The sequence below is a fragment of the Comamonas odontotermitis genome (assembly GCF_014207855.1).
Classification (GTDB): domain Bacteria; phylum Pseudomonadota; class Gammaproteobacteria; order Burkholderiales; family Burkholderiaceae_C; genus Comamonas; species Comamonas odontotermitis_A.
Genome location: NZ_JACHKZ010000013.1, coordinates 55,653 through 75,052, shown reverse-complemented (window position 1 = coordinate 75,052; position 19,400 = coordinate 55,653). Strand labels below are relative to the sequence as shown.

Sequence of the window (19,400 nt, the reverse complement as noted above, 5' to 3'; positions counted from 1 at the left end):
TGCGAGCAGAATTCCCACCTAGGAGAGAGACCGTGCAATTCACCCCCTACCTCAATTTCGACGGTAACTGTGCAGAAGCCATGGCCTTCTATGCCAAGCTGTTTGGCGGCCAGATCGTGCACCAGTCCACCTTTGGCGAAATGCCACCCCATGAAGGCATGCCCCCGCTGCCCGAGTCTGCCAAGAACCGCGTGATGCACGCCATGCTGCAGGTGGGCCCGCAGGCCATCATGGCATCCGACACCATGCCAGCCATGCCCGGCCAGGGCGCCGAAGGCTGCGGCGGCGGCTATCAGAAGCCCCAAGGCCTGTGGGTTTCGATCGGCGTCGAATCGGTAGCCGAAGGCAAGCGCGTATTCGATGGCCTGACCCAGGGAGGCCAGGTGACGATGCCTTTTGAGGCGACGTTCTGGTCGCCCGGCTTTGGCATGGTGACCGATCGCTTCGGCACCCCCTGGATGGTGAACGTGGCGGCCTGAACGGCCCTGCCCCTACCGCCTGGAGGCCCCAACATGACCCCGCACCGCACTGCATCGCGTGAGCAATGGCTGAGCGAAAGACTGTCCTTGCTTGCAGAAGAGAAGGCATTGACCCGCCAATCTGACGAACTGGCCCGCAAGCGCTCCGCGCTGCCCTGGGTTCGCATCGACAAGGATTACCGTTTTGACACCGAGCAAGGGCCTGTATCGCTGGTCGATCTGTTTGGCGGGCGCTCGCAGCTGCTGGTCTACCACTTCATGTTCGGGCCCAGCTACCAGGCCGGCTGCCCCTCCTGCTCGGCCATCGCCGATGGCTTCAACGGCACGCAGGTACACCTGCAGAACCATGATGTGGCGTTCTGGGCGGTGTCGCGCGCGCCGCTGGCTGCGCTGCTGGGCTACCGCGAGCGCATGGGCTGGCATTTTCCGTGGGCCTCATCGTCGGGCAGCGATTTCAATTTCGACTTCGGCGCGTCGTTCACCCCCGAGCAGCAGGAATCGGGCATCGTCTACAACTACCAGGCCGAGCCCCCCGTGCCGCGCGCGGCGATTGACGATGCATCCATTCCCAGTCGCGCCACGCCGGATGGCGCCTCGCGCGGTGCCTCATCGGCGAACACGGACGTGGCATCCTATGCGCGCGAGCGGCCAGGCATGAGCGCGTTTGCCATGCAGGATGGTGAGGTGTTCCACACCTATTCTGCCTATTCCCGCGGGCTGGATGCGCTCTGGAACACCTATGCCTGGCTGGATCGGGCGCCCTTGGGGCGCAACGAGCAGGAGTACTGGTGGCGCCGCCATGACGACTATGACGCCCCGCGGGCTGCGGCATGCTGCTCCTGCGCGAAAGGCTGACGCCCTCATTCAGATGACACGGTACCGCCTTGATACCGCCTTGGTACTGCTTTACCGTGCCAGATTCTTCATCAATTCAGGAGTTCACGATGAAACCCAATCCCGTTGTCTGGTTCGAGATCTATGTCAGCGACATGGCGCGCGCCAAGGCCTTTTACGAAGCAGTATTTCAGACCAAGCTGGAGCCATTGCCAGCCCCCTCGGGCGGTGCCAATGGCATGCAGATGCTGGTGTTTCCCAATGACATGAATACCAACGGAGCTACCGGCACTCTGGTCAAGATGGACGGTGTCTCGCCTGGCGGCGGCGGCACCATGGTGTATTTTGGGTGTGAGGACTGCGCAGTAGAGCAGGCCCGGGTCGAGAAAGCGGGCGGAAAGGTGCACCAGGGCAAGTTTCCGATTGGCGAATACGGCCACTGCGCCATCATCCTCGATACCGAGGGCAACATGATTGGCATGCATTCCATGAAGTAGGCGATTGCAGGGCTGCACCATCGTCATCTGACCGCGGGCAGCCCTTGTCTCGCCATACCCACTTTCATCCCACTTACCCATCGGCTCTCTCATGCCTTACACCGCCAGTTGTCACTGCGGCCAGACCGCGTTTGAATTCGAAGGCGATATCCAGCAGGCTCTGGCCTGCAATTGCTCCATCTGTCAGCGGCGCGGCTCGCTGTTGTGGTTCGCGCCTCGTAGTTCGCTCAAGCTGCTCAAGCCCTTGCAGGATGCCACCTACCAATTCCACAAGCACCAGATCACCCACCATTTCTGCCCGACCTGCGGGATCCACACGTTTGGCGAAGGCAAGGCACCCGATGGCACAGCCATGGCAGCCATTAATCTGCGCTGCGTCGAGAACATCGATCTGAACGCCATTCCCGTGCGCCACCACGATGGTCGGGCCATGTAATTTCCAGGAAGCAACCATGACTCAACGCAACGGCAATACCTTTATCAGTACCCGCCACATTGCGGCCACGCCGAACGAGGTGTTCGCCGCCATCCAGTCACCCGAACGGCTGGCCCGCTGGTGGGGCCCCGCGGGCTTTACCAACACCGTGCAGCGCTGCGATATGCGGCCCGGTGGGCACTGGGTGTTTGACATGCACGGCCCGGATGGCAAAACCTATCCGAATGAAAACGTGTTCGATACCATTGATCCGCCTCAAGGCAGCCAACCCGGGCTCTTTGTGCTGCACCATATCGCGCAACCCTTGTTTCGCCTGACCCTGCGGGTACAGGCCGACGGTGCGGGTACCAAGGTAGATTTCGTCCAGGTGCTGGACAGCGTTGAAATGGCGCAGCAGTTGGCGCACATTGTGGAGCCTGCCAATGAACAAAATCTGGACCGTCTGACGGCAGAAGTCCTGGGGCGCTAGCCTCACCTATGAGTTCCTGCCCATGACTGATACGCTCGCTCCTTCATCACGCCACCGTTGGCTGGCTCTTGTTGTGCTATGCCTGGGCGAGCTGATGATCGTGCTGGATTCCACCATTGTGAATGTGGCCCTACCCTCCATCCGCACCGACCTGGGTTTTGGCGAGACCGAACTGGTCTGGGTCGTGAACGCCTACATGCTCACTTTCGGCGGCTGCCTGCTGCTGGGCGGGCGGTTGGGCGATCTGTACGGGCACCGACGGGTTTTCCTGGCCGGTTTGGCGTTTTTCACGCTGGCCTCGCTGGTATGCGGCCTTGCGCAGAGCAGGGGCGTGCTGGTGGCAGCACGCGCCATTCAGGGCCTGGGCGGCGCCGTGGTTTCTGCCGTGGCGCTGTCGCTTATCATGAATCTGTTCAGCGAAACCAACGAGCGCGCCCGCGCCATGGGCGTGTATGGCTTTGTCTGCGCAGGCGGTGGCAGCATTGGCGTGCTGCTGGGCGGCCTGCTGACCAGCCTGAGCTGGCATTGGATCTTTCTGGTCAACCTTCCCATTGGCGTGGCAGTGTATGTGGCCAGCCTGCGCCTGCTCGCGCCCTCGCCTGCCTCGGCCACTCGCCAGCGGCTCGATGTGGCGGGAGCCGTGACCGTCACGCTCTCTCTCATGCTGGCCGTCTACGGCGTGGTCGGTGGTAATGAGGCTGGTTGGTCGTCGCCGCAGACCGTCGTCACACTGGGGCTGTCGGTCGTGCTGATGGCTGCGTTTTTGACCATTGAATCGCGCACGGCGCACCCGCTGGTACCACTGGGCTTGTTCAGGCGGCGCAACATCGTGGTCTCCAATGTCTGCGCCATCCTATGGTCGGCTGGCATGTTTGCCTGGTTCTTCCTGTCGGCGCTGTACCTGCAGCAGGTGCTGGGCTACACCCCCATGCAGGTAGGCTTGGCCTTTCTGCCCGCCAATCTGGTGATGGCAGTGCTGTCGCTGGGCTGGTCGGCCAAGTTGGTGATGCGTTTTGGCATCCGCACGCCGCTGGTGGCAGGCCTCGCGCTGGCGGCCCTGGGCCTGCTGCTGTTTGCCCGGGCGCCGGTGGCTGGCGACTTCTGGGCGCATGTGCTTCCTGGCATGGTGCTGCTGGGCGTGGGCGCAGGCGTTGCCTTCAATCCCATGCTAATGGCTGCCATGCACGATGTCTCTCCGGATGACGCAGGCCTGGCCTCGGGCCTCGTCAATACCGCCTTCATGCTGGGCGGGGCACTGGGCCTGGCAGTGTTGGCCAGCATTGCGGCTGCACACAGCCAGTCATTGCTGGCAACCGGGCATGATGCCATCGCTGCATTGAATGGCGGCTACCAGATCGCGTTTGCGGTAGGCGCCTTGTTTGCTCTGGTAGCAGCGGTATTGGGCGGCTGGCTGCTGCGCGCAGAGGTGCGTGCCGACGCCGACACGCCCGCCATCGCCCACCATTGAATGAACCACCCCTCCATCCATCACTCTGCAACAAGGAAACCTCTGATGTCTACATCCACCTCACATCCCCAAGATCTGGTTCTGACGCGCCTGATCGACGCCCCTGCTGCCACGCTGTACCGCTGCTGGACCGACCCGGAACTGATGAAGCAATGGTTTGTTCCCAAGCCATGGACCATTGCACGGGTCGATCTTGACCTTCGCCCAGGTGGCGGCAGCCTGGTGGTCATGCGCGACCCGGAAGGCAAGGAGTACCCCAACGCCGGGGTGTACCTGGAAGTCGTTCCCGAGCGCAAACTGGTGTTCACCGATGCCTACACCGCCGGCTGGGTGCCCACCGAAAAGCCATTCATGACCGCCATCGTCACCTTCGAGCCCGAGGGCGAAGGCGGGCGCCAGACCCGCTATACCGCCATTGCCCGCCACTGGACCGAAGAGACCCGCAAGCAGCACGAAGCCATGGGCTTTCACACCGGCTGGGGCATCTGCGCCGACCAGTTGGCCGCGCTGGCTGCCACGCTGTAATTTCAAGCGCAGCAAATAGACAGGAGACCACCATGCCCTACGTTGATGGATTTGTTCTACCCGTGCCCCGCGCCAACCTGGATGCTTACCGGGCCCTTGCCGAAAAGGCAGGCCGTGTCTGGCTGGAGCATGGTGCCCTGCAATACTGGGAATGCGTGGGCGACGATGTGCCGCCCGGCGAAATCACTTCGTTTGCCAAAGCCGTTCTGCTCAAAGACGACGAAGTGGCCTGCTTCTCGTGGATCGTCTACACATCGCGTGCAGAACGCGACCGGATCAACGCCGCCGTAATGGCCGATCCGCGACTGGCAGAGGTGACGCCCGAGAACATGCCGTTTGATGCCAAACGCATGTTCTTTGGCGGCTTTGCACCCATTGTGCAAATGGATGCGCCCCGCTGAAAAGCGGGCAGGCGGACAAACGGCTGGAGTTACTGACCGCCGCGCTGGCGTAGCGCTTCGTACAGGCACACGCCGCTGGCTACCGACACATTCAGGCTCGATACCGCACCCATCATCGGAATGCCGATCAGCTCGTCACAGGTCTTGCGCGTCAACTGGCGCATGCCATCGCCTTCGGCGCCCAATACCAGGGCCACGGGGCCCTTCAGATCGACCTGGTACAAGGTCTTGGGTGCGTCGTCGCTGGTTCCGATGATCCAGACGTTGCGCTCCTTCAACTCCTTGAGGGTGCGCGCCAGGTTCGTCACCATGAAATAAGGAACGGTCTCTGCCGCTCCGCTGGCCACCTTGGCCACGGTGGCATTGATGCCGACCGCATGGTCCTTGGGGGCAATCACGGCATGCGCGCCGGCGCCATCGGCCACACGCAGGCAGGCGCCCAGGTTGTGCGGATCGGTCACGCCATCGAGCACCAGCAGCAGGGGCGATGCCACGCCTGCTTCTTCCAGATCGTCCAGCAATTCATCAAGCGTGCGGGTGTCCTTGATTTCCTCGACGCGCGCGGCCACCCCCTGGTGTCCGTGGCTACCTGCCAGCTTGGCAATGCGCACGGCATCTGCCTCGATCAGGCGTACCCCCGCTTCCTTGGCACGTTCGATGAACTGGCGCATGCGTGCATCGCGGCGCGTGGACTCGAAATAGACTTCAATGATGGATTTGGGCGCAGTCTTCATGCGCACGCCCACGGCATGGAAGCCGAACAAGACTTTGGGGGATGACATAGGCCGCCATTATCCCTGCAGCGGCGATGCCGGGCGCAGGAAGGGGACAAGCCGCTTCGGGTCATCTCCCTTTGGATCCAGCACTTCAGTGCGCCCACACCCCACCACCTCCACCAGCTTGCATCCATGCAAGGACAGGGAGACATGCAGGATTGGAGAGAGTCAGCCGGTAGCGCGCGCCTAATAAGCGCGTCAACTCCTCATTTTGTAGCAAAAGGCCACAAAAAAGCGGCCCGAAAGCCGCCTTTTGCATTCCCGCGCTCAGCGGCCAAAGCGCCCTCGGCAACCGCGCGTCACCCAGATACGGCCAGCCCGGCTGTCGTAACCCCAGGTGTAGCCTTCGCGGCAGGCATCATCGGAGAGCTGCTCCAGCAGTTGCGGGCGGCCCCAACGGGCGTTCCAGCTGCAGCTGTTGTCGCGGCGGTCGTTGCTTTCGCAGGTGATATCGCGGCCAGAGTCATAGCCACCGCCCTGCCCATAACCACCCTGTCCATAGCCGCCTGCTACGACGAATTCCGCGCGACATCCATCCGTCACCCATAGGCTGCCACCGCGCACACCCCAATTGCGGCCTTCGACGCAGCGCGTGTCGGACAGCTGGCGGGCGATTTCCATGCGCGCGCCACGGGGCACCGCGCATTCACGCGTGCGCCCATCCTGGCTTTCGCAGCGCACTGTTCCCTGGCCTCCCATGGGCGGCTGAGGCTGCCAGCCGCCGCGCCCATCGACAAAGCGCGCACGGCAGCCATCGGTCACCCAGATTCTGCCTCCGCCTCCATTGCCCCAGGTACGTCCTTCGATGCATGGGGCGCTGGAGAGGGTCTCGCTCACCACCGGATTGCGGAATGGCGTGCGGCACTCCCGCGTGCGGCCGTCCTGGCTTTCGCAGGTCACCTCGTCATTGCGGCCGTATTGTGCTTGTGCTGCGGGCGCCAGCGTCAGCAGGGCCAGGGCAAGGCCCGCCAGAATGCGTTGATGAATCATGGACTCTCCTCTCTTGAAATGTGTGGTGTATTCCGGTGATGCACAGGCTAGCGCAGGCACAGCACCGGTTTTGTCAGCGCGGGCCGATAGTCGATCGTACATAGCTCGGCTTTCAGACGTCGCTAGTGTAATCAAGCAAATCACTCACTTTTCAGCAGCTGTTAGCGCCTGTTACAAAGGCCTTTCTCCATGATTTGGAGCTTCAACGATGGCCGCCATGTTCAGCTACAAGCGGTATTCAGGCGTCGCGCACCAGCAGATCGCCGGTGATTTCAGCCACGTTCTTGACACTGGTGAGCGTCATGGCCACGCGCATTTCCTTCTCGAGCAGATTCAGCAAATGGGTCACGCCCGCCTCGCCGTCGGCGGCCAGCGCGTACACAAAGGCGCGGCCGATCATCGTGCAGTCGGCGCCCAGGGCCAGCAGACGCACGATATCCAGCCCGTTGCGGATTCCCGAATCGGCCAGAATCTTGATCTGTCCCTTGACCGCATCGGCAATGGCTGGCAGCGCGCGGGCCGATGAGAGGACCCCGTCGAGCTGTCGGCCGCCATGGTTGGAGACGATGATGCCGTCGGCACCGAAACGCACCGCGTCCTTGGCATCCTCCGGGTCGAGGATGCCTTTGATGAGCATCGGCCCTTTCCAGAAATCACGGATCCACTCCAGATCGCTCCATGAAATCGACGGGTCGAAATTGGCCCCCAGGTAACCCATGTAGTCTTCCAGGCTGACGTTCTGGCCCTTGTAGGTGGAGATATTGCCCAGCGTGTGCGGGCGGCCCAGCAGACCCACATCCAGCGCCCACTGCGGGTGCGTGATCGCCTGCAGGTAGCGGCGCATGGCCGCGTTGGGCCCGCTCATGCCCGAATGTGCATCGCGGTAACGTGCGCCAGGCACCGGCATGTCCACGGTAAACACCAGGGTGGAGACGCCAGCCGCCTGCGCACGCTCCAGCGCGTTCTTCATGAAACCCCGGTCCTTGAGCACATAGAGCTGAAACCACATCGGGCGGCCCAGCTTCGGGGCTACCTCCTCGATCGGGCAGACGGAGACACTCGACATGGTGAAGGGAATACCCTTCCTGTCGGCAGCCTGGGCGGCCTGCACTTCGCCGCGCCGGGCAAACATGCCGGTCAGGCCCACGGGCGCCAGTGCCACTGGAATGGAGAATTTCTCGCCAAACAGCTCGATGCTGGTGTCGAGCTGGCTCATGTCCTTGAGCACGCGCTGGCGCAGCGCCACATCGGCCAGGTCGCCCACATTGCGGGCGAGCGTCTTCTCGGCATAGGCGCCGCCGTCAAGGTAGTGAAACAGAAACGGCGGCAGGCGCTTTTGCGCAGCCGCGCGGTAATCCGTGGTGGAGGAGATGATCATGAGAATGTCAATCCTGTCGTGGTGAGCCGGCCTTGCCGCTGCACGCGCGCGGCATCGGCATCGGCCTGGGTTAGTTTTTCGTGAACGTAGGCGAGGTGCTCGCCGATGATGGCTCTGGCCTGCTCGGGCTCTCCACTGATGACCGCCTGCATCAGATCGTGGTGCTGCAGGGTCAGGCGCTCCAGCACCTTGGGGTCGTCGTGCACGAACATCACGCGGCGGTTCTGGGCCACGGTGCCCAGCACCATCTCAAACAGGCTGCGCATCACCTGCACCACCACCACATTGTGCGAAGCCTCTGCAATCGCCAGATGGAACTGCGCATCGGCCCGTGCCGAGTTGGCGGCATCCTGGCTTTGCTGATGGCGCAGCATCTCGTCGAAACAGCGGCGGATGTGATCCTTGTCCTTCTCCGTCGCACGCTGCGCGGCGTGCCATGCGCTGCCAATTTCGATCATCTGCCGCGCTTCCAGCACGTCGTAGCGGTACTGCGGGTCGTCGCGCATCAGCGGCACCAGCGGCGCAATAGCCTGCTCATGCCACTGCTGCACGGGTGCCAGGACAAACGTGCCCGCACCCACCCGGCTCTCCAGCACGCCCCGGCTGCCAAGCTTCTGGATCGCTTCGCGCAGCGCCGTGCGCGAAACACCCAGCTGCTCAGCCAGAACGCGCTCGGTCGGCAGCTTGGAGCCCGGCTGCAGCGAGGTGGACTGGATCAGATCCAGCACCTGCTGGGCAACACGGTCGGACAGTCGCAAGGCAGGCATCGGCTTTCAGAAAAGTTAAGGATGGGGAATCATCCCAGGGAATACATACGCCTGCAACGTGCAGATGATTCCGATGATGACCAGAAACGCCAGGCTGTGCTTGACGGTGAAACGGAACAGATCAGACTCCCGACCCGCCAGCCCCACCGCGGCGCAGGCAATGGCGATGGACTGGGGCGAGATCATCTTGCCCGTCACGCCACCCGTGGTATTGGCAGTGACCGCCAGCACTTCCGGCAAACCCAGTTGCGCAGCCGTGGTGGCCTGCAGCGCGCCGAACAAGGCATTGGCCGACGTATCCGAGCCCGTCAGGAACACGCCCAGCCACCCCAGGAAGGGCGAGAAGAACGCAAAGGCCTTGCCGGTATGCGCCAGCGCCAGGGCCAGGGTGGTGGACAGGCCCGAATAGTTGGCGATGAATGCAAAGGCCAGCACCATGCCGATGGAATAGATGGGCAGGGCCAGCTCCTTGAAGGTCTCCGCCAGGGTTTTGGCGGCTACGGAAGGCTTGAGGCGCAGGAACAGAATGCTCAGCACGGCAGCAATCAGAATGGCCGTACCGGTGGCCGAGAGCCAATTGAAGGAATACACCGCGCCATAAGGGCTGGAGGCTGCCACCACGGGCGGCACCTTCTGCACGACATTGTGCAGCAGCGGCACAGGAAGGTTCAGCACCGTGCCTGCCAATGCAGAGCCCTGGGCAAACAAAGCCTTGAAGGGCTTGATGCTCCAGACGGTGACCATTGCCGTGAGGATGATGAAAGGCGACCAGGCCTTGAGTACCATACCCGCGGTCAACGTGGTCGGTACGGATGCTGTCGGCTTCACATCAGCCTCGGCGGCTGCACCTGGTTCCGGCGCAAAGCGGAAGATGCGCTTGGGTTGCCAGAACCGGAGGAAGGCGGTGAGCACCACCAGCGCCAGAATGGCCGAGGTGATGTCCGGCAGTTCCGGCCCGATGTAGTTGGCAGTGAGAAACTGGCCCAATGCGAAGCTGCCGCCCCCGACCAGCACGGCGGGCCAGGTTTCCTTGATGCCGCGCCAGCCGTCCATGATGGCCATCAGCCAGAACAGCACGATGATGGTCATGAATGGCAACTGGCGCCCGGCCATCTGGCTGATGGCCATGGCATCCACACCCGACACCTGCCCTGCCACGATGATGGGAATGCCCATGGCGCCAAAGGCAACCGGAGCGGTATTGCCGATCAAGCACAGGCCAGCGGCATACAGCGGCTTGAAGCCCAGGCCCACCAGCAGCGCCGCCGTGATCGCCACAGGAGCACCAAAGCCGGCAGCGCCCTCCAGAAAGGCGCCAAAACAGAAGCCCACCAGAATGAGCTGCAGGCGCTGGTCTTCGGTCACCGACAAGATCGAGGCGCGGATGATGTCGAACTGCCCGGTCTTGACCGACACCTTGTACAGAAACACGGCTGCCACAATGATCCAGGCAATGGGCCACAGACCGTAGAAGAAGCCATAGACCCCCGACGCCAGGGCGTTGACCACAGGCATCCTGTAGAACAGCAATGCCACCGCGAGGGCCAGCACCACTGTGATGGTTCCCGCCACGTAGCCCTTGAGGCGCAGCTTCGTCAGTGCGATGAAGAAAAAGATGATGGGTATCAGCGCCACCAGCGCGGACACCCAGATATTGCCCGCAGGGTCGTAGTTCTGCGACCAGATTTCTTGCATTGTTTCCATCTCCTGATGTGCGCGGGCCCACCCCTTCACTTGGCCGGAGCTCGTGCACTCTTCTAAAGGTTCTATAGGCAGTACGCCCCCGGCGCCAGCCACAGGAGTACCGCTGATTCATTCCTCAATTGGTATTACCAATAACATTCAATTGAAAGAAAAATGGATTATATGAACCAAAAAATTTCAAACTAACAGGGTTTACCCTTTAATTCATAATTTATTGGTAATACCAATTAGACGATACATTCTGAACGCATACCCATCAGCGCTGCCCCAGAACCGAGCGTACGGAGTGGAGTGCGCGGGGGGGGGCGTACACATTGCATGCCCGGGATTTGAGAAGGTTTTCTGCTCCACCACTTTTGGGATGGGCAGGGGCCGCTATGCTTTTTGAGCCCTATGCAAGGCCCTTGCATGAGGTGAGGGGCCCCTCTTCCCGGGCATAAAAAAACCTCCTGCAGGGCAGGAGGTTTTCAGGCGGAAAAACCGCAGACTCAGGCGCGTTCTGCCACCCAGGCTTGCACGCCAGCCAGCGCCTTGGGCAGGGCCGAGGCGTCGGTGCCGCCTGCCATGGCCATGTCAGGCTTGCCGCCACCCTTGCCACCCACTTGCTGGGCCACAAAGTTCACCAGCTCGCCGGCCTTGATCTTGCCAATGCTGTCCTTGGTCACACCCGCAGCCAGTTGCACCTTGTCGCCATCCACGGCGGCCAGCACGATGGCAGCAGAGCCCAGCTTGTCCTTGAGCTTGTCCATGGTGTCGCGCAGGGTCTTGGCGTCTGCGCCTTCCAGCGTGGCAGCCAGCACCTTGATGCCTTTGACATCTACCGCCTGGCCAGCCAACTCATCACCCTGGCTGGAAGCGAGCTTGCCCTTGAGCTGGGCCAATTCCTTCTCCAGCGCCTTGATCTGGTCAAGCGCGCCGCCAATGCGGTGGTTCAGCTCGGCCACAGGCGCCTTCAAGGTTGCTGCCGCTTCGTCCACCGTCGATTCAAGCGACTGCAGGTAGGCCAATGCGTTCTCGCCAGTCACGGCTTCGATACGGCGCACACCGGCAGCCACACCGCCTTCGGCCACGACCTTGAAGAGACCGATGTCGCCGGTGCGGTGCACGTGGGTACCACCGCACAGTTCGCGGCTGGTACCGATGTCGAGCACGCGCACGGTTTCGCCGTACTTTTCACCAAACAGCATCATGGCGCCGGTCTTCTGCGCGCTCTCAATGTCCATCACACGCGCATCGGTAGCCGTGTTGGCCAGGATTTCGGCATTCACGCGCTTTTCGATCTCGCGCTTCTGTGCATCGGTGACCGGGCTGTTGTGGGCAAAGTCAAAGCGGGTGCGCTCGGCATTCACCAGACTGCCCTTTTGCTGCACGTGGTCGCCCAGCACTTCGCGCAAGGCCTTGTGCATGATGTGGGTGACCGAGTGGTTGCGCATGGTGGCAGCACGCACGGCGGTATTCACCTGCGCCTCGACTACATCGCCCACCTTGAGGCTGCCGGATTCGAGCACGCCATGGTGGCCGAAGACATCGGCCTTGATCTTGAGTGTGTCTTCCACGGCAAAACGGTTGCCACCTGCAACGATCACGCCCTGGTCTCCGACCTGGCCGCCAGATTCGGCATAGAACGGGGTCGTGTCCAGAACAACCACCCCACTCTGGCCCGCCTTCAGCTCAGCAGCGCTCGTGCCGTCAACATACAGCGCTACGATTTTTGCGGATTCGGCGAGTTTGTCGTAGCCGGTGAAGGAGTTGGCAGCGCCGGTGTATTCCAGCGCACGGTCCATCTTGAACTTGCCTGCAGCGCGGGCTTGGTTCTTTTGCTGCTCCATGGCGGCGTTGAAGCCTGCTTCATCCACCGTCACGCCGCGCTCGCGCGCCACGTCGTTGGACAGGTCGAGCGGGAAGCCATAGGTGTCGTGCAGCTTGAAGGCCACATCACCAGGCAGCACCTTGGCGCCACCGGCCAGCGCGCTGTCCAGGATTTCCATGCCGTTGGCGAGCGTCTCGAAGAAACGCTCTTCTTCCACCTTCAGCACATCGGTGATGCGCGCTTCCTGCTCGCGGATCTTGGGGTAGGCATCGCCCATCACGGCGACCAGATCCTTGACCAGCTTGTGGAAGAACGGCGTCTTCTGGCCCAGCTTGTAGCCATGGCGGATCGCGCGGCGCACAATGCGGCGCTGCACATAGCCGCGGCCTTCGTTCGATGGAATCACGCCGTCGGCCACCAAAAAGGCCGTGGCGCGGATGTGGTCGGCAATCACCTTCAGCGAAGGGTTGTCCAGATCGGCAGTGTGCGTTTCGCGGGCTGCAGCCTTGATGAGCGCCTGGAACAGGTCGATCTCGTAGTTGCTGTGCACGTGCTGCAAAATGGCAGCCAGGCGCTCCAGGCCCATGCCGGTATCGACGCAAGGCGCAGGCAGCGGCTTGACCGAGCCGTCTTCTGCCATGTCGAACTGCATGAACACGTTGTTCCAGATTTCGATGAAGCGGTCGCCGTCTTCATCGGGCGAGCCTGGAGGGCCGCCAGCAATATGCGGGCCATGGTCATAGAAGATCTCGGAGCAAGGGCCGCAAGGGCCGGTGTCGGCCATCATCCAGAAGTTGTCGCTCTTGTAGCGGCCCCCCTTGTTGTCGCCAATGCGGATCACGCGCTCGGGCGGCAGACCGATTTCCTTGGTCCAGATGTCATAGGCCTCGTCATCTTCTTCGTAAACGGTGGCCAGCAGCTTTTCCGGCGGCAGCTTGTAGACCGTGGTCAACAGTTCCCAGGCCCATTTGAGCGATTCGCGCTTGAAGTAATCACCGAACGACCAGTTGCCCAGCATCTCGAAAAAAGTGTGGTGGCGCGCGGTATAGCCCACGTTTTCCAGGTCATTGTGTTTGCCGCCTGCACGCAGGCAGGTCTGTACGCTGGTGGCGCGGTTGTAGGGGCGCTTGTCCGTGCCCAAAAACACGTCCTTGAACTGCACCATGCCAGAGTTGGTGAACATCAGCGTGGGATCATTGCCTGGCACCAGCGGGCTCGACGGAACAATGGTGTGCCCCTTGGATGCGAAGAAGTCCAGGAAGGTCTTGCGGATTTCCGCGACGGAAAAAGTGGGTGTACTCATGTTTTGCAGCGGTGGTGGCACCCGCCTTGCAGCCACACTGGCCGCGCTGCGGGCGCGAATCTTTCATTATAGGGTTTGGGGCTATTCCACATCATGGGGCTCGGCAGAATGGAAGCAGCGGCCTTTTAGGAACCTCTGCAGAACCCTCGCCAGATGGGATGGACGCGGATCGGGATGAGCCGCAAGGCGTCTTTTGAAGGCGAGCCGTAGCTATTGCCGAGGAAGACAACGCAGCGGATCGCCCGAGACCGCGTTCAGACCACGGCAGCGAGTTTTGCAGGGGATCCTTTACCGCTCGCCCCAGCCTCGTGCAGGCATGCCTTGGACGTGGCGCCGCAGCCGCACGGGGCAGAAGATGCTCATTCCGGCACTGGCAATGGCGCTGCCTTGCGCGATTTGCTCTGCTCCTGCATGCGGCGGGCGTGCTCTGCCTGGCGTTTGGCCGCGTCCTGCTGCTTGGCATCGTATTCCTGGCGCGCCTGCTCCACATTGTCGCCCTCCTCTGCGGCCCGGCGCTGCTGGGCCCGCTGCTTGCTGCCGAGCTTTTGCTCGTGCTGCGTGGCGCGCTGCGCGGCGTCATGCTGGCGGCGTTGCTGCTCCGCTTCAATTTCCTGCGGACTGCGGGCTGGCTTCTTGCTGCGGCTAGCCGCCTGGGCTTCGTGTTCGCGCTGGCGCTGCTCCAGGTCTTCCTTGTTCAAGGCGCCGCTGTCGGCACCGTCGTTGCGGTGCTTGGCATCGAACTCGGCCTGCTTCTTTTCGCGGGCTCCGCGCTGTTTGGCGGTTCGCTCGGCCCGTTCATCTGCGTTGATGGCCAGCTCACGCTGACGCAGTTCGCGGTCGCGGTGATTGGCCTCGCTCCGTACCTTTTTCAGGCAGTCCGTGACTGCAAAGTGCTGGTAGCAGATCTTTTCATTGTCTGCGAGCTGTTTGTCGTTGGCTGCGCGCTCCCTGGATATTTCCGCACGCGCAGCCTGGCGCTCGGCCGCATCCATTTCTGCGGCCTGGGCAGATCCCACAGCGCAGGCAACCAGCAATACAGCACCGAGCAGTTTCAAGCTTGCGTTCATCGTTTACACTTTCAGGTCAGGGCCGTGTCCACCACGCGCCGCTCCAGCGTCAGGTATTCCTGCGACTGCATTTCATTGAGGCGTGAGACAGTACGCGGAAACTCATGTACCAACGGCCCTTCGGTGTACAGCTGTTCGGGCGGCACCGCAGCAGACAGGATGAGCTTGACCCGGCGGTCATACAGCACGTCCACCAGCCATGTAAAGCGCCGCGCGGGCGATGCCATGTTGACGGGCATATAGGGCACATTGGACAGCAAAACCGTGTGGAACTGGCTCGCCAGTTCCAGATAGTCGTTTTGCGAGCGCGGGTTCACGCACAGCTCATGAAAATCGAACCAGATCACCCCTCCCGCACGGCGCAGCGGGCGCAACTCGCGCGATTCGATCTTGAACACGGGCTTTTCGTCCGGCACTTCGGCCAGCTGGTTGAACGCCTCCTGCATGGCCTGGTCTGCCTCCGGGCCCAATGGACAGTGGTAGAGGGTGACCTTCTCCAGGGTACGGCGGCGGTAGTCAGTGCCGTTGTCCACATTGACGATTTCCATGCGCGCATTGAGCAGTTCAATTGCGGGCAGGATGCGGTCGCGGTGCAGCCCATCGGGGTACAGATCGTCAGGCTTGAAGTTGGAGGTGGTGACAAAGCCCACGCCATTGTCGAACAGCGCCAGCAGCAGGCGGTAGAGGATCATCGCATCGGTGATGTCCGCCACGTGAAACTCGTCAAAACAAATCAGCTTGTACTTCTTGGCAATCTGCGCGCCCAGAACATCCAGCGGATCCTGCGTACCTTTGAGCAGGGTGAGCTCGCGCTGCACTTCGCGCATGAACTCATGAAAGTGCAGCCGCACCTTGCGCCGGATGGGCACAGCGTTGAAGAAGCAATCCATCAGAAAGCTCTTGCCCCGGCCCACGCCGCCATACATGTAGACGCCCTTGGGAATATCGGGGTGGTTGATCAGCTTTTTGAGTGCGTTGGAGCGCTTGCTTTTGTACTGTTCCCATTCATCGGCACAGCGCTGCAAGGCATCGACCGCGCGCAGCTGCGCCGGATCGCTGTGAAAACCTTTGGCCGCAATCTCGGCCTCGTATGCATCTCTTACCGCGGTGCCCATGGATGTCTCAGTCTCTATTGCTATAAATTACATAGCCCCTACCGCGCATTGAGCAAGCGGTAGAGGCTATTTTTCGTCAAACTTCTGATGCTTCCATCTCTCAACCGGGCGACGCTCGAAAAGTCATCGCAGGGCTGAGGGTCTGGATCAGAAGTTCAAGGTGCGCTTGTCCACAGCCAGAGCCGCTTCCTTGGTCGATTCCGACAGCGATGGGTGGGCGTGGCAGATACGAGCGATATCTTCGCTCGATGCCTTGAACTCCATCGCCACCACGGCTTCGGAGATCAGCTCCGACACCATCGGGCCTACCATATGCACGCCCAGGATTTCGTCGGTTGTGGCATCGGCCAGGAACTTGACCATGCCGGTCGTGTCGCCCAGAGCGCGGGCGCGGCCATTGGCCAGGAACGGGAAGGTGCCGGCCTTGTACGCCACGCCGTCGGCCTTGAGCTGCTGCTCGGTGCGCCCCACCCATGCCACTTCAGGGCTGGTGTAGATCACCGAAGGCAGCGTAGCAAAGTTCACATGGCCGTGCTGGCCAGCGATACGCTCGGCCACGGCAACGCCCTCTTCTTCGGCCTTGTGCGCCAGCATCGGGCCGCGCACCACATCGCCCACCGCCCACACGCCTGGCAGGTTGGTCTTGCAGTCGTCATCGACCACAATCGCACCTCGCTCGTCGAGCTTGATGCCCACGGCTTCGGGGTTGAGGCCAATGGTGTTGGCCACGCGGCCGATCGACACGATCAGCTTGTCCACTTCCAGCTGCTGGGCCTCGCCCTTGGCGTTGGTGTAGCTGATGTTCACGCCCTTCTTGTCGGTCTTGACCTCGCCAACCTTCACGCCCAGCTCGATCTTGAGGCCCTGCTTGTCGAAAGCCTTCTTTGCTTCCTTGGCGATTTGCTCGTCCACGGTGGGCAGGAACTTGTCCATGCCTTCGAGCACCGTCACTTCGGTGCCCAGACGGCGCCAGACCGAGCCCATTTCCAGGCCGATCACGCCAGCGCCGATCAGGCCCAGCTTCTTGGGCGTAGCGCCCAGGCGCAGCGCGCCATCGTTCGACAGGATCTTGTCTTCATCAAAAGGCACGCCAGGCAGCGCGCGGGCGTTGGAGCCCGTGGCAACAATGATCTGCTTGCCGGTGATGGATTCTTCTTCCTTGCCAGCCACCTTGATTTCGTAGCCACCATCGACCGCCTTCACAAAGGAGCCGCGGCCATGGAAGAAGGTGACCTTGTTCTTCTTGAACAGGTACTGGATACCGTCGTTGTTCTGCTTCACGACGCCGTCCTTGCGGGCGATCATCTTGGCCACGTCCATGGCCACCTTGCCGGTGGAGATGCCGTGGTCGGCAAAGCTGTGCGTGGCGTGCTCGAAATATTCGGACGACTGCAGCAGCGCCTTCGATGGAATGCAGCCTACGTTGGTGCAGGTGCCGCCCAGAGCGGGGCCGCCAGCGGCGTTCTTCCACTCGTCGATACAGGCCACGGCCATGCCCAGTTGCGCTGCACGGATGGCGGCCACATAGCCACCGGGGCCGCCGCCGATCACGACGACATCAAATTGCTTGCTCATGATTATTCCAATGGTGTTAGTTCAAAACTGCCCTGGTGCAGGATCACACCAAACAGGCCTGTCTTGCTTGTCAGTTGCTCATCGTCCGAACGGCCAAACGAAACCGTGGCTCCTGCAGGCACGCGGCACAGAAACATGAACGCGCCCGACTCCAGACACGCGATCTGCCCGCTGGCGCGTTGCTGCTCCCAGCCGAAATCCCGGTAGCCGTCTGCCTTGAAAGGCCTGAGCGGCAGCGGCTTGCCCGCCTCGCCCACAAACGAAATGGCCCATTGCGGGCCATTGTCCAGCCTGGCACCTGGCACATCCTTGACGGATACCGCGGTCACCGGGCGTATCTGCACCTTCTCGGGTGCGGGCAAGCCACGGCGCATCGCCTGGGTGTTGGCCTGCCACTGGAAACGGTAATCCCCGCTCCAGCTCTGCGCAGTCACGTCCTTGGCAGGACGTGTGGCGCCGCACGCAGCAAGCACCAGCGCAGAGGCCGCTATCACCAAGACACGCGCCATGACGAGCCGACTGCCTGATTACAGGTCGAACAGCAGACGCGATGGGTCTTCCAGCGCATCCTTCATGGCGACCAGGCCCAGCACGGCTTCGCGGCCGTCGATGATGCGGTGGTCGTACGACATGGCGAAGTAGTTCATCGGACGAACCACCACCTGGCCGTTCTCCACCACGGCACGGTCCTTGGTGGCGTGCACGCCCAGAATGGCCGATTGAGGCGGGTTGATGATGGGGGTGGACATCATCGAGCCGAAGGTACCGCCATTGGAGATGGAGAACGTGCCGCCGGTCATGTCTTCAATGCCCAGCTTGCCGTCTGCAGCCTTCTTGCCGAATTCGGCAATCTTCTTCTCGATGTCGGCAAAGCTCATCTGGTCGGCATTGCGCAGGATGGGCACCACCAGGCCGCGTGGCGAGCCCACGGCGATACCGATGTCGAAGTAACCGTGGTAGATGATGTCGGTGCCATCGACCGATGCGTTCAGCACGGGGTACTTCTTGAGCGCATGCACTGCCGCCTTCACGAAGAAGGACATGAAACCCAGCTTGACACCATGTTCCTTGGTGAAGTCGTCCTGGAACTTCTTGCGCAGCGCCATCACGGGAGCCATGTTCACTTCGTTGAACGTGGTCAGGATGGCGTTGGTCGACTGCGATTGCAGCAGACGCTCAGCGATACGGGCACGCAGACGGCTCATCGGCACGCGCTGCTCTGGGCGCTCGCCCAGGTCTTGCGAACCAGCAGGCGATGCCACTTGCGGCAGCGACTTGGCAGGTACGCCGGTAGGAATCACCGCAGCGGTGGACTTGACGCCCCCGGCCACAGCAGCCAACACGTCACCCTTGGTCACACGGCCATCCTTGCCGGAACCAGCAACCGCGCCCACTGGCAGGTTGTTGTCTGCCAGCAGCTTGGCAGCTGCAGGCATGGCCACATCACCCTTGTTGCCGCCGGTGGCGGCAGGGGCTGCAGCCGGTGCCGGTGCGGCAGCGGCCTGTGCAGGGGCAGCAGCTGGCGCTGCTGCAGCGCCAGCCACGGCTTCGGTATCGATCTTGGCGATCAGTTGGTCGGCCACCACGGTGGCGCCGTCGCCTTGCACGATCTCGGCGAGCACACCGGCAGCCGGTGCGGGCACTTCCAGAACGACCTTGTCGGTCTCGATCTCGATCAGGATTTCGTCGGCTGCAACGGCTTCGCCGGCCTTCTTCTTCCAATTGAGCATGGTGGCCTCAGCGACCGACTCGGACAGCTGAGGAACTTTGACTTCTACGATTGCCATAAAAATGCTTTCTGTGTTC

The 19,400-nt window shown here is 61.8% G+C and carries 19 protein-coding genes; 8 read left to right on the top strand and 11 right to left on the bottom strand.

What is annotated here, in order from left to right:
- The first annotated feature begins 32 nt into the window (after positions 1 to 32).
- The 8 genes from HNP33_RS11805 to HNP33_RS11770 all read left to right on the top strand — a co-directional run bounded on the left by HNP33_RS11805 (position 33) and on the right by HNP33_RS11770 (position 5,109).
- Positions 33 to 479 carry a VOC family protein gene (locus tag HNP33_RS11805; protein ID WP_184708582.1) on the top strand — a complete coding sequence of 149 codons (447 nt, stop codon included), beginning with the start codon at positions 33 to 35 and terminating at the stop codon, positions 477 to 479.
- A 33-nt stretch (positions 480 to 512) separates the two neighbouring features.
- Positions 513 to 1,334 carry a DUF899 domain-containing protein gene (locus HNP33_RS11800; protein ID WP_184708584.1) on the top strand — a complete coding sequence of 274 codons (822 nt, stop codon included), beginning with the start codon at positions 513 to 515 and terminating at the stop codon, positions 1,332 to 1,334.
- 89 nt (positions 1,335 to 1,423) lie between these two features.
- On the top strand, positions 1,424 to 1,810 hold the full coding sequence (locus tag HNP33_RS11795) for a VOC family protein (RefSeq protein WP_184708586.1): 387 nt from the start codon (positions 1,424 to 1,426) through the stop codon (positions 1,808 to 1,810).
- 91 nt (positions 1,811 to 1,901) lie between these two features.
- Positions 1,902 to 2,246: a GFA family protein gene (locus HNP33_RS11790; RefSeq protein WP_184708587.1), complete on the top strand. Its 345-nt coding sequence runs from the start codon at positions 1,902 to 1,904 to the stop codon at positions 2,244 to 2,246.
- Positions 2,247 to 2,262: 16 nt separating this feature from the next.
- Positions 2,263 to 2,715 carry an SRPBCC domain-containing protein gene (locus tag HNP33_RS11785; RefSeq protein ID WP_184708589.1) on the top strand — a complete coding sequence of 151 codons (453 nt, stop codon included), beginning with the start codon at positions 2,263 to 2,265 and terminating at the stop codon, positions 2,713 to 2,715.
- Between the two features lie 22 nt (positions 2,716 to 2,737).
- A complete protein-coding gene (locus HNP33_RS11780; protein WP_184708591.1) occupies positions 2,738 to 4,183 on the top strand; it encodes a DHA2 family efflux MFS transporter permease subunit in 1,446 nt (481 codons plus the stop codon).
- Between the two features lie 45 nt (positions 4,184 to 4,228).
- Positions 4,229 to 4,708 (top strand): SRPBCC family protein, encoded by a 480-nt coding sequence (locus HNP33_RS11775; RefSeq protein ID WP_184708593.1) that lies wholly within the window; start codon positions 4,229 to 4,231, stop codon positions 4,706 to 4,708.
- A 32-nt stretch (positions 4,709 to 4,740) separates the two neighbouring features.
- Positions 4,741 to 5,109 carry a DUF1428 domain-containing protein gene (locus HNP33_RS11770; protein WP_184708595.1) on the top strand — a complete coding sequence of 123 codons (369 nt, stop codon included), beginning with the start codon at positions 4,741 to 4,743 and terminating at the stop codon, positions 5,107 to 5,109.
- Between the two features lie 29 nt (positions 5,110 to 5,138).
- Here the strand turns inward: HNP33_RS11770 and rlmB are convergent, their stop codons facing one another.
- From rlmB to odhB, 11 genes are all read right to left on the bottom strand, one after another.
- Entirely contained in the window at positions 5,139 to 5,891 is a 753-nt protein-coding gene (gene rlmB / locus HNP33_RS11765; RefSeq protein WP_184708597.1) for a 23S rRNA (guanosine(2251)-2'-O)-methyltransferase RlmB, read from the bottom strand.
- A 261-nt stretch (positions 5,892 to 6,152) separates the two neighbouring features.
- On the bottom strand, positions 6,153 to 6,875 hold the full coding sequence (locus HNP33_RS11760) for a DUF3011 domain-containing protein (protein WP_184708599.1): 723 nt from the start codon (positions 6,873 to 6,875) through the stop codon (positions 6,153 to 6,155).
- A 238-nt stretch (positions 6,876 to 7,113) separates the two neighbouring features.
- Positions 7,114 to 8,253, bottom strand: a complete 1,140-nt coding sequence (lldD, locus tag HNP33_RS11755; protein ID WP_184708601.1) for an FMN-dependent L-lactate dehydrogenase LldD — start codon at positions 8,251 to 8,253, stop codon at positions 7,114 to 7,116.
- Complete coding sequence (lldR, locus tag HNP33_RS11750; RefSeq protein ID WP_184708603.1) at positions 8,250 to 9,020, bottom strand: transcriptional regulator LldR; 771 nt, start codon at positions 9,018 to 9,020, stop codon at positions 8,250 to 8,252. Before lldR ends, lldD begins: the two co-directional genes overlap by 4 nt.
- A 15-nt stretch (positions 9,021 to 9,035) precedes the next feature.
- A complete protein-coding gene (lldP, locus tag HNP33_RS11745) occupies positions 9,036 to 10,715 on the bottom strand; it encodes an L-lactate permease (protein ID WP_184708605.1) in 1,680 nt (559 codons plus the stop codon).
- Positions 10,716 to 11,212: 497 nt separating this feature from the next.
- The gene (gene alaS, locus HNP33_RS11740) at positions 11,213 to 13,837 is read right to left on the bottom strand and encodes an alanine--tRNA ligase (RefSeq protein WP_184708607.1); all 2,625 of its coding nucleotides are present in this window, start codon (positions 13,835 to 13,837) and stop codon (positions 11,213 to 11,215) included.
- A 359-nt stretch (positions 13,838 to 14,196) separates the two neighbouring features.
- A complete protein-coding gene (locus HNP33_RS11735; protein WP_184708609.1) occupies positions 14,197 to 14,904 on the bottom strand; it encodes a hypothetical protein in 708 nt (235 codons plus the stop codon).
- Between the two features lie 11 nt (positions 14,905 to 14,915).
- Positions 14,916 to 16,019, bottom strand: a complete 1,104-nt coding sequence (gene zapE / locus HNP33_RS11730) for a cell division protein ZapE (protein WP_184708611.1) — start codon at positions 16,017 to 16,019, stop codon at positions 14,916 to 14,918.
- Positions 16,020 to 16,166: 147 nt separating this feature from the next.
- Positions 16,167 to 17,594, bottom strand: a complete 1,428-nt coding sequence (gene lpdA, locus HNP33_RS11725; RefSeq protein ID WP_184708613.1) for a dihydrolipoyl dehydrogenase — start codon at positions 17,592 to 17,594, stop codon at positions 16,167 to 16,169.
- A gap of 2 nt (positions 17,595 to 17,596) precedes the next feature.
- Positions 17,597 to 18,103, bottom strand: coding sequence for a hypothetical protein (locus HNP33_RS11720; RefSeq protein ID WP_184708615.1), 507 nt, complete (start codon positions 18,101 to 18,103; stop codon positions 17,597 to 17,599).
- 18 nt (positions 18,104 to 18,121) lie between these two features.
- Complete coding sequence (gene odhB, locus HNP33_RS11715; RefSeq protein WP_184708617.1) at positions 18,122 to 19,381, bottom strand: 2-oxoglutarate dehydrogenase complex dihydrolipoyllysine-residue succinyltransferase; 1,260 nt, start codon at positions 19,379 to 19,381, stop codon at positions 18,122 to 18,124.
- Between the last annotated feature and the right edge of the window lie 19 nt (positions 19,382 to 19,400).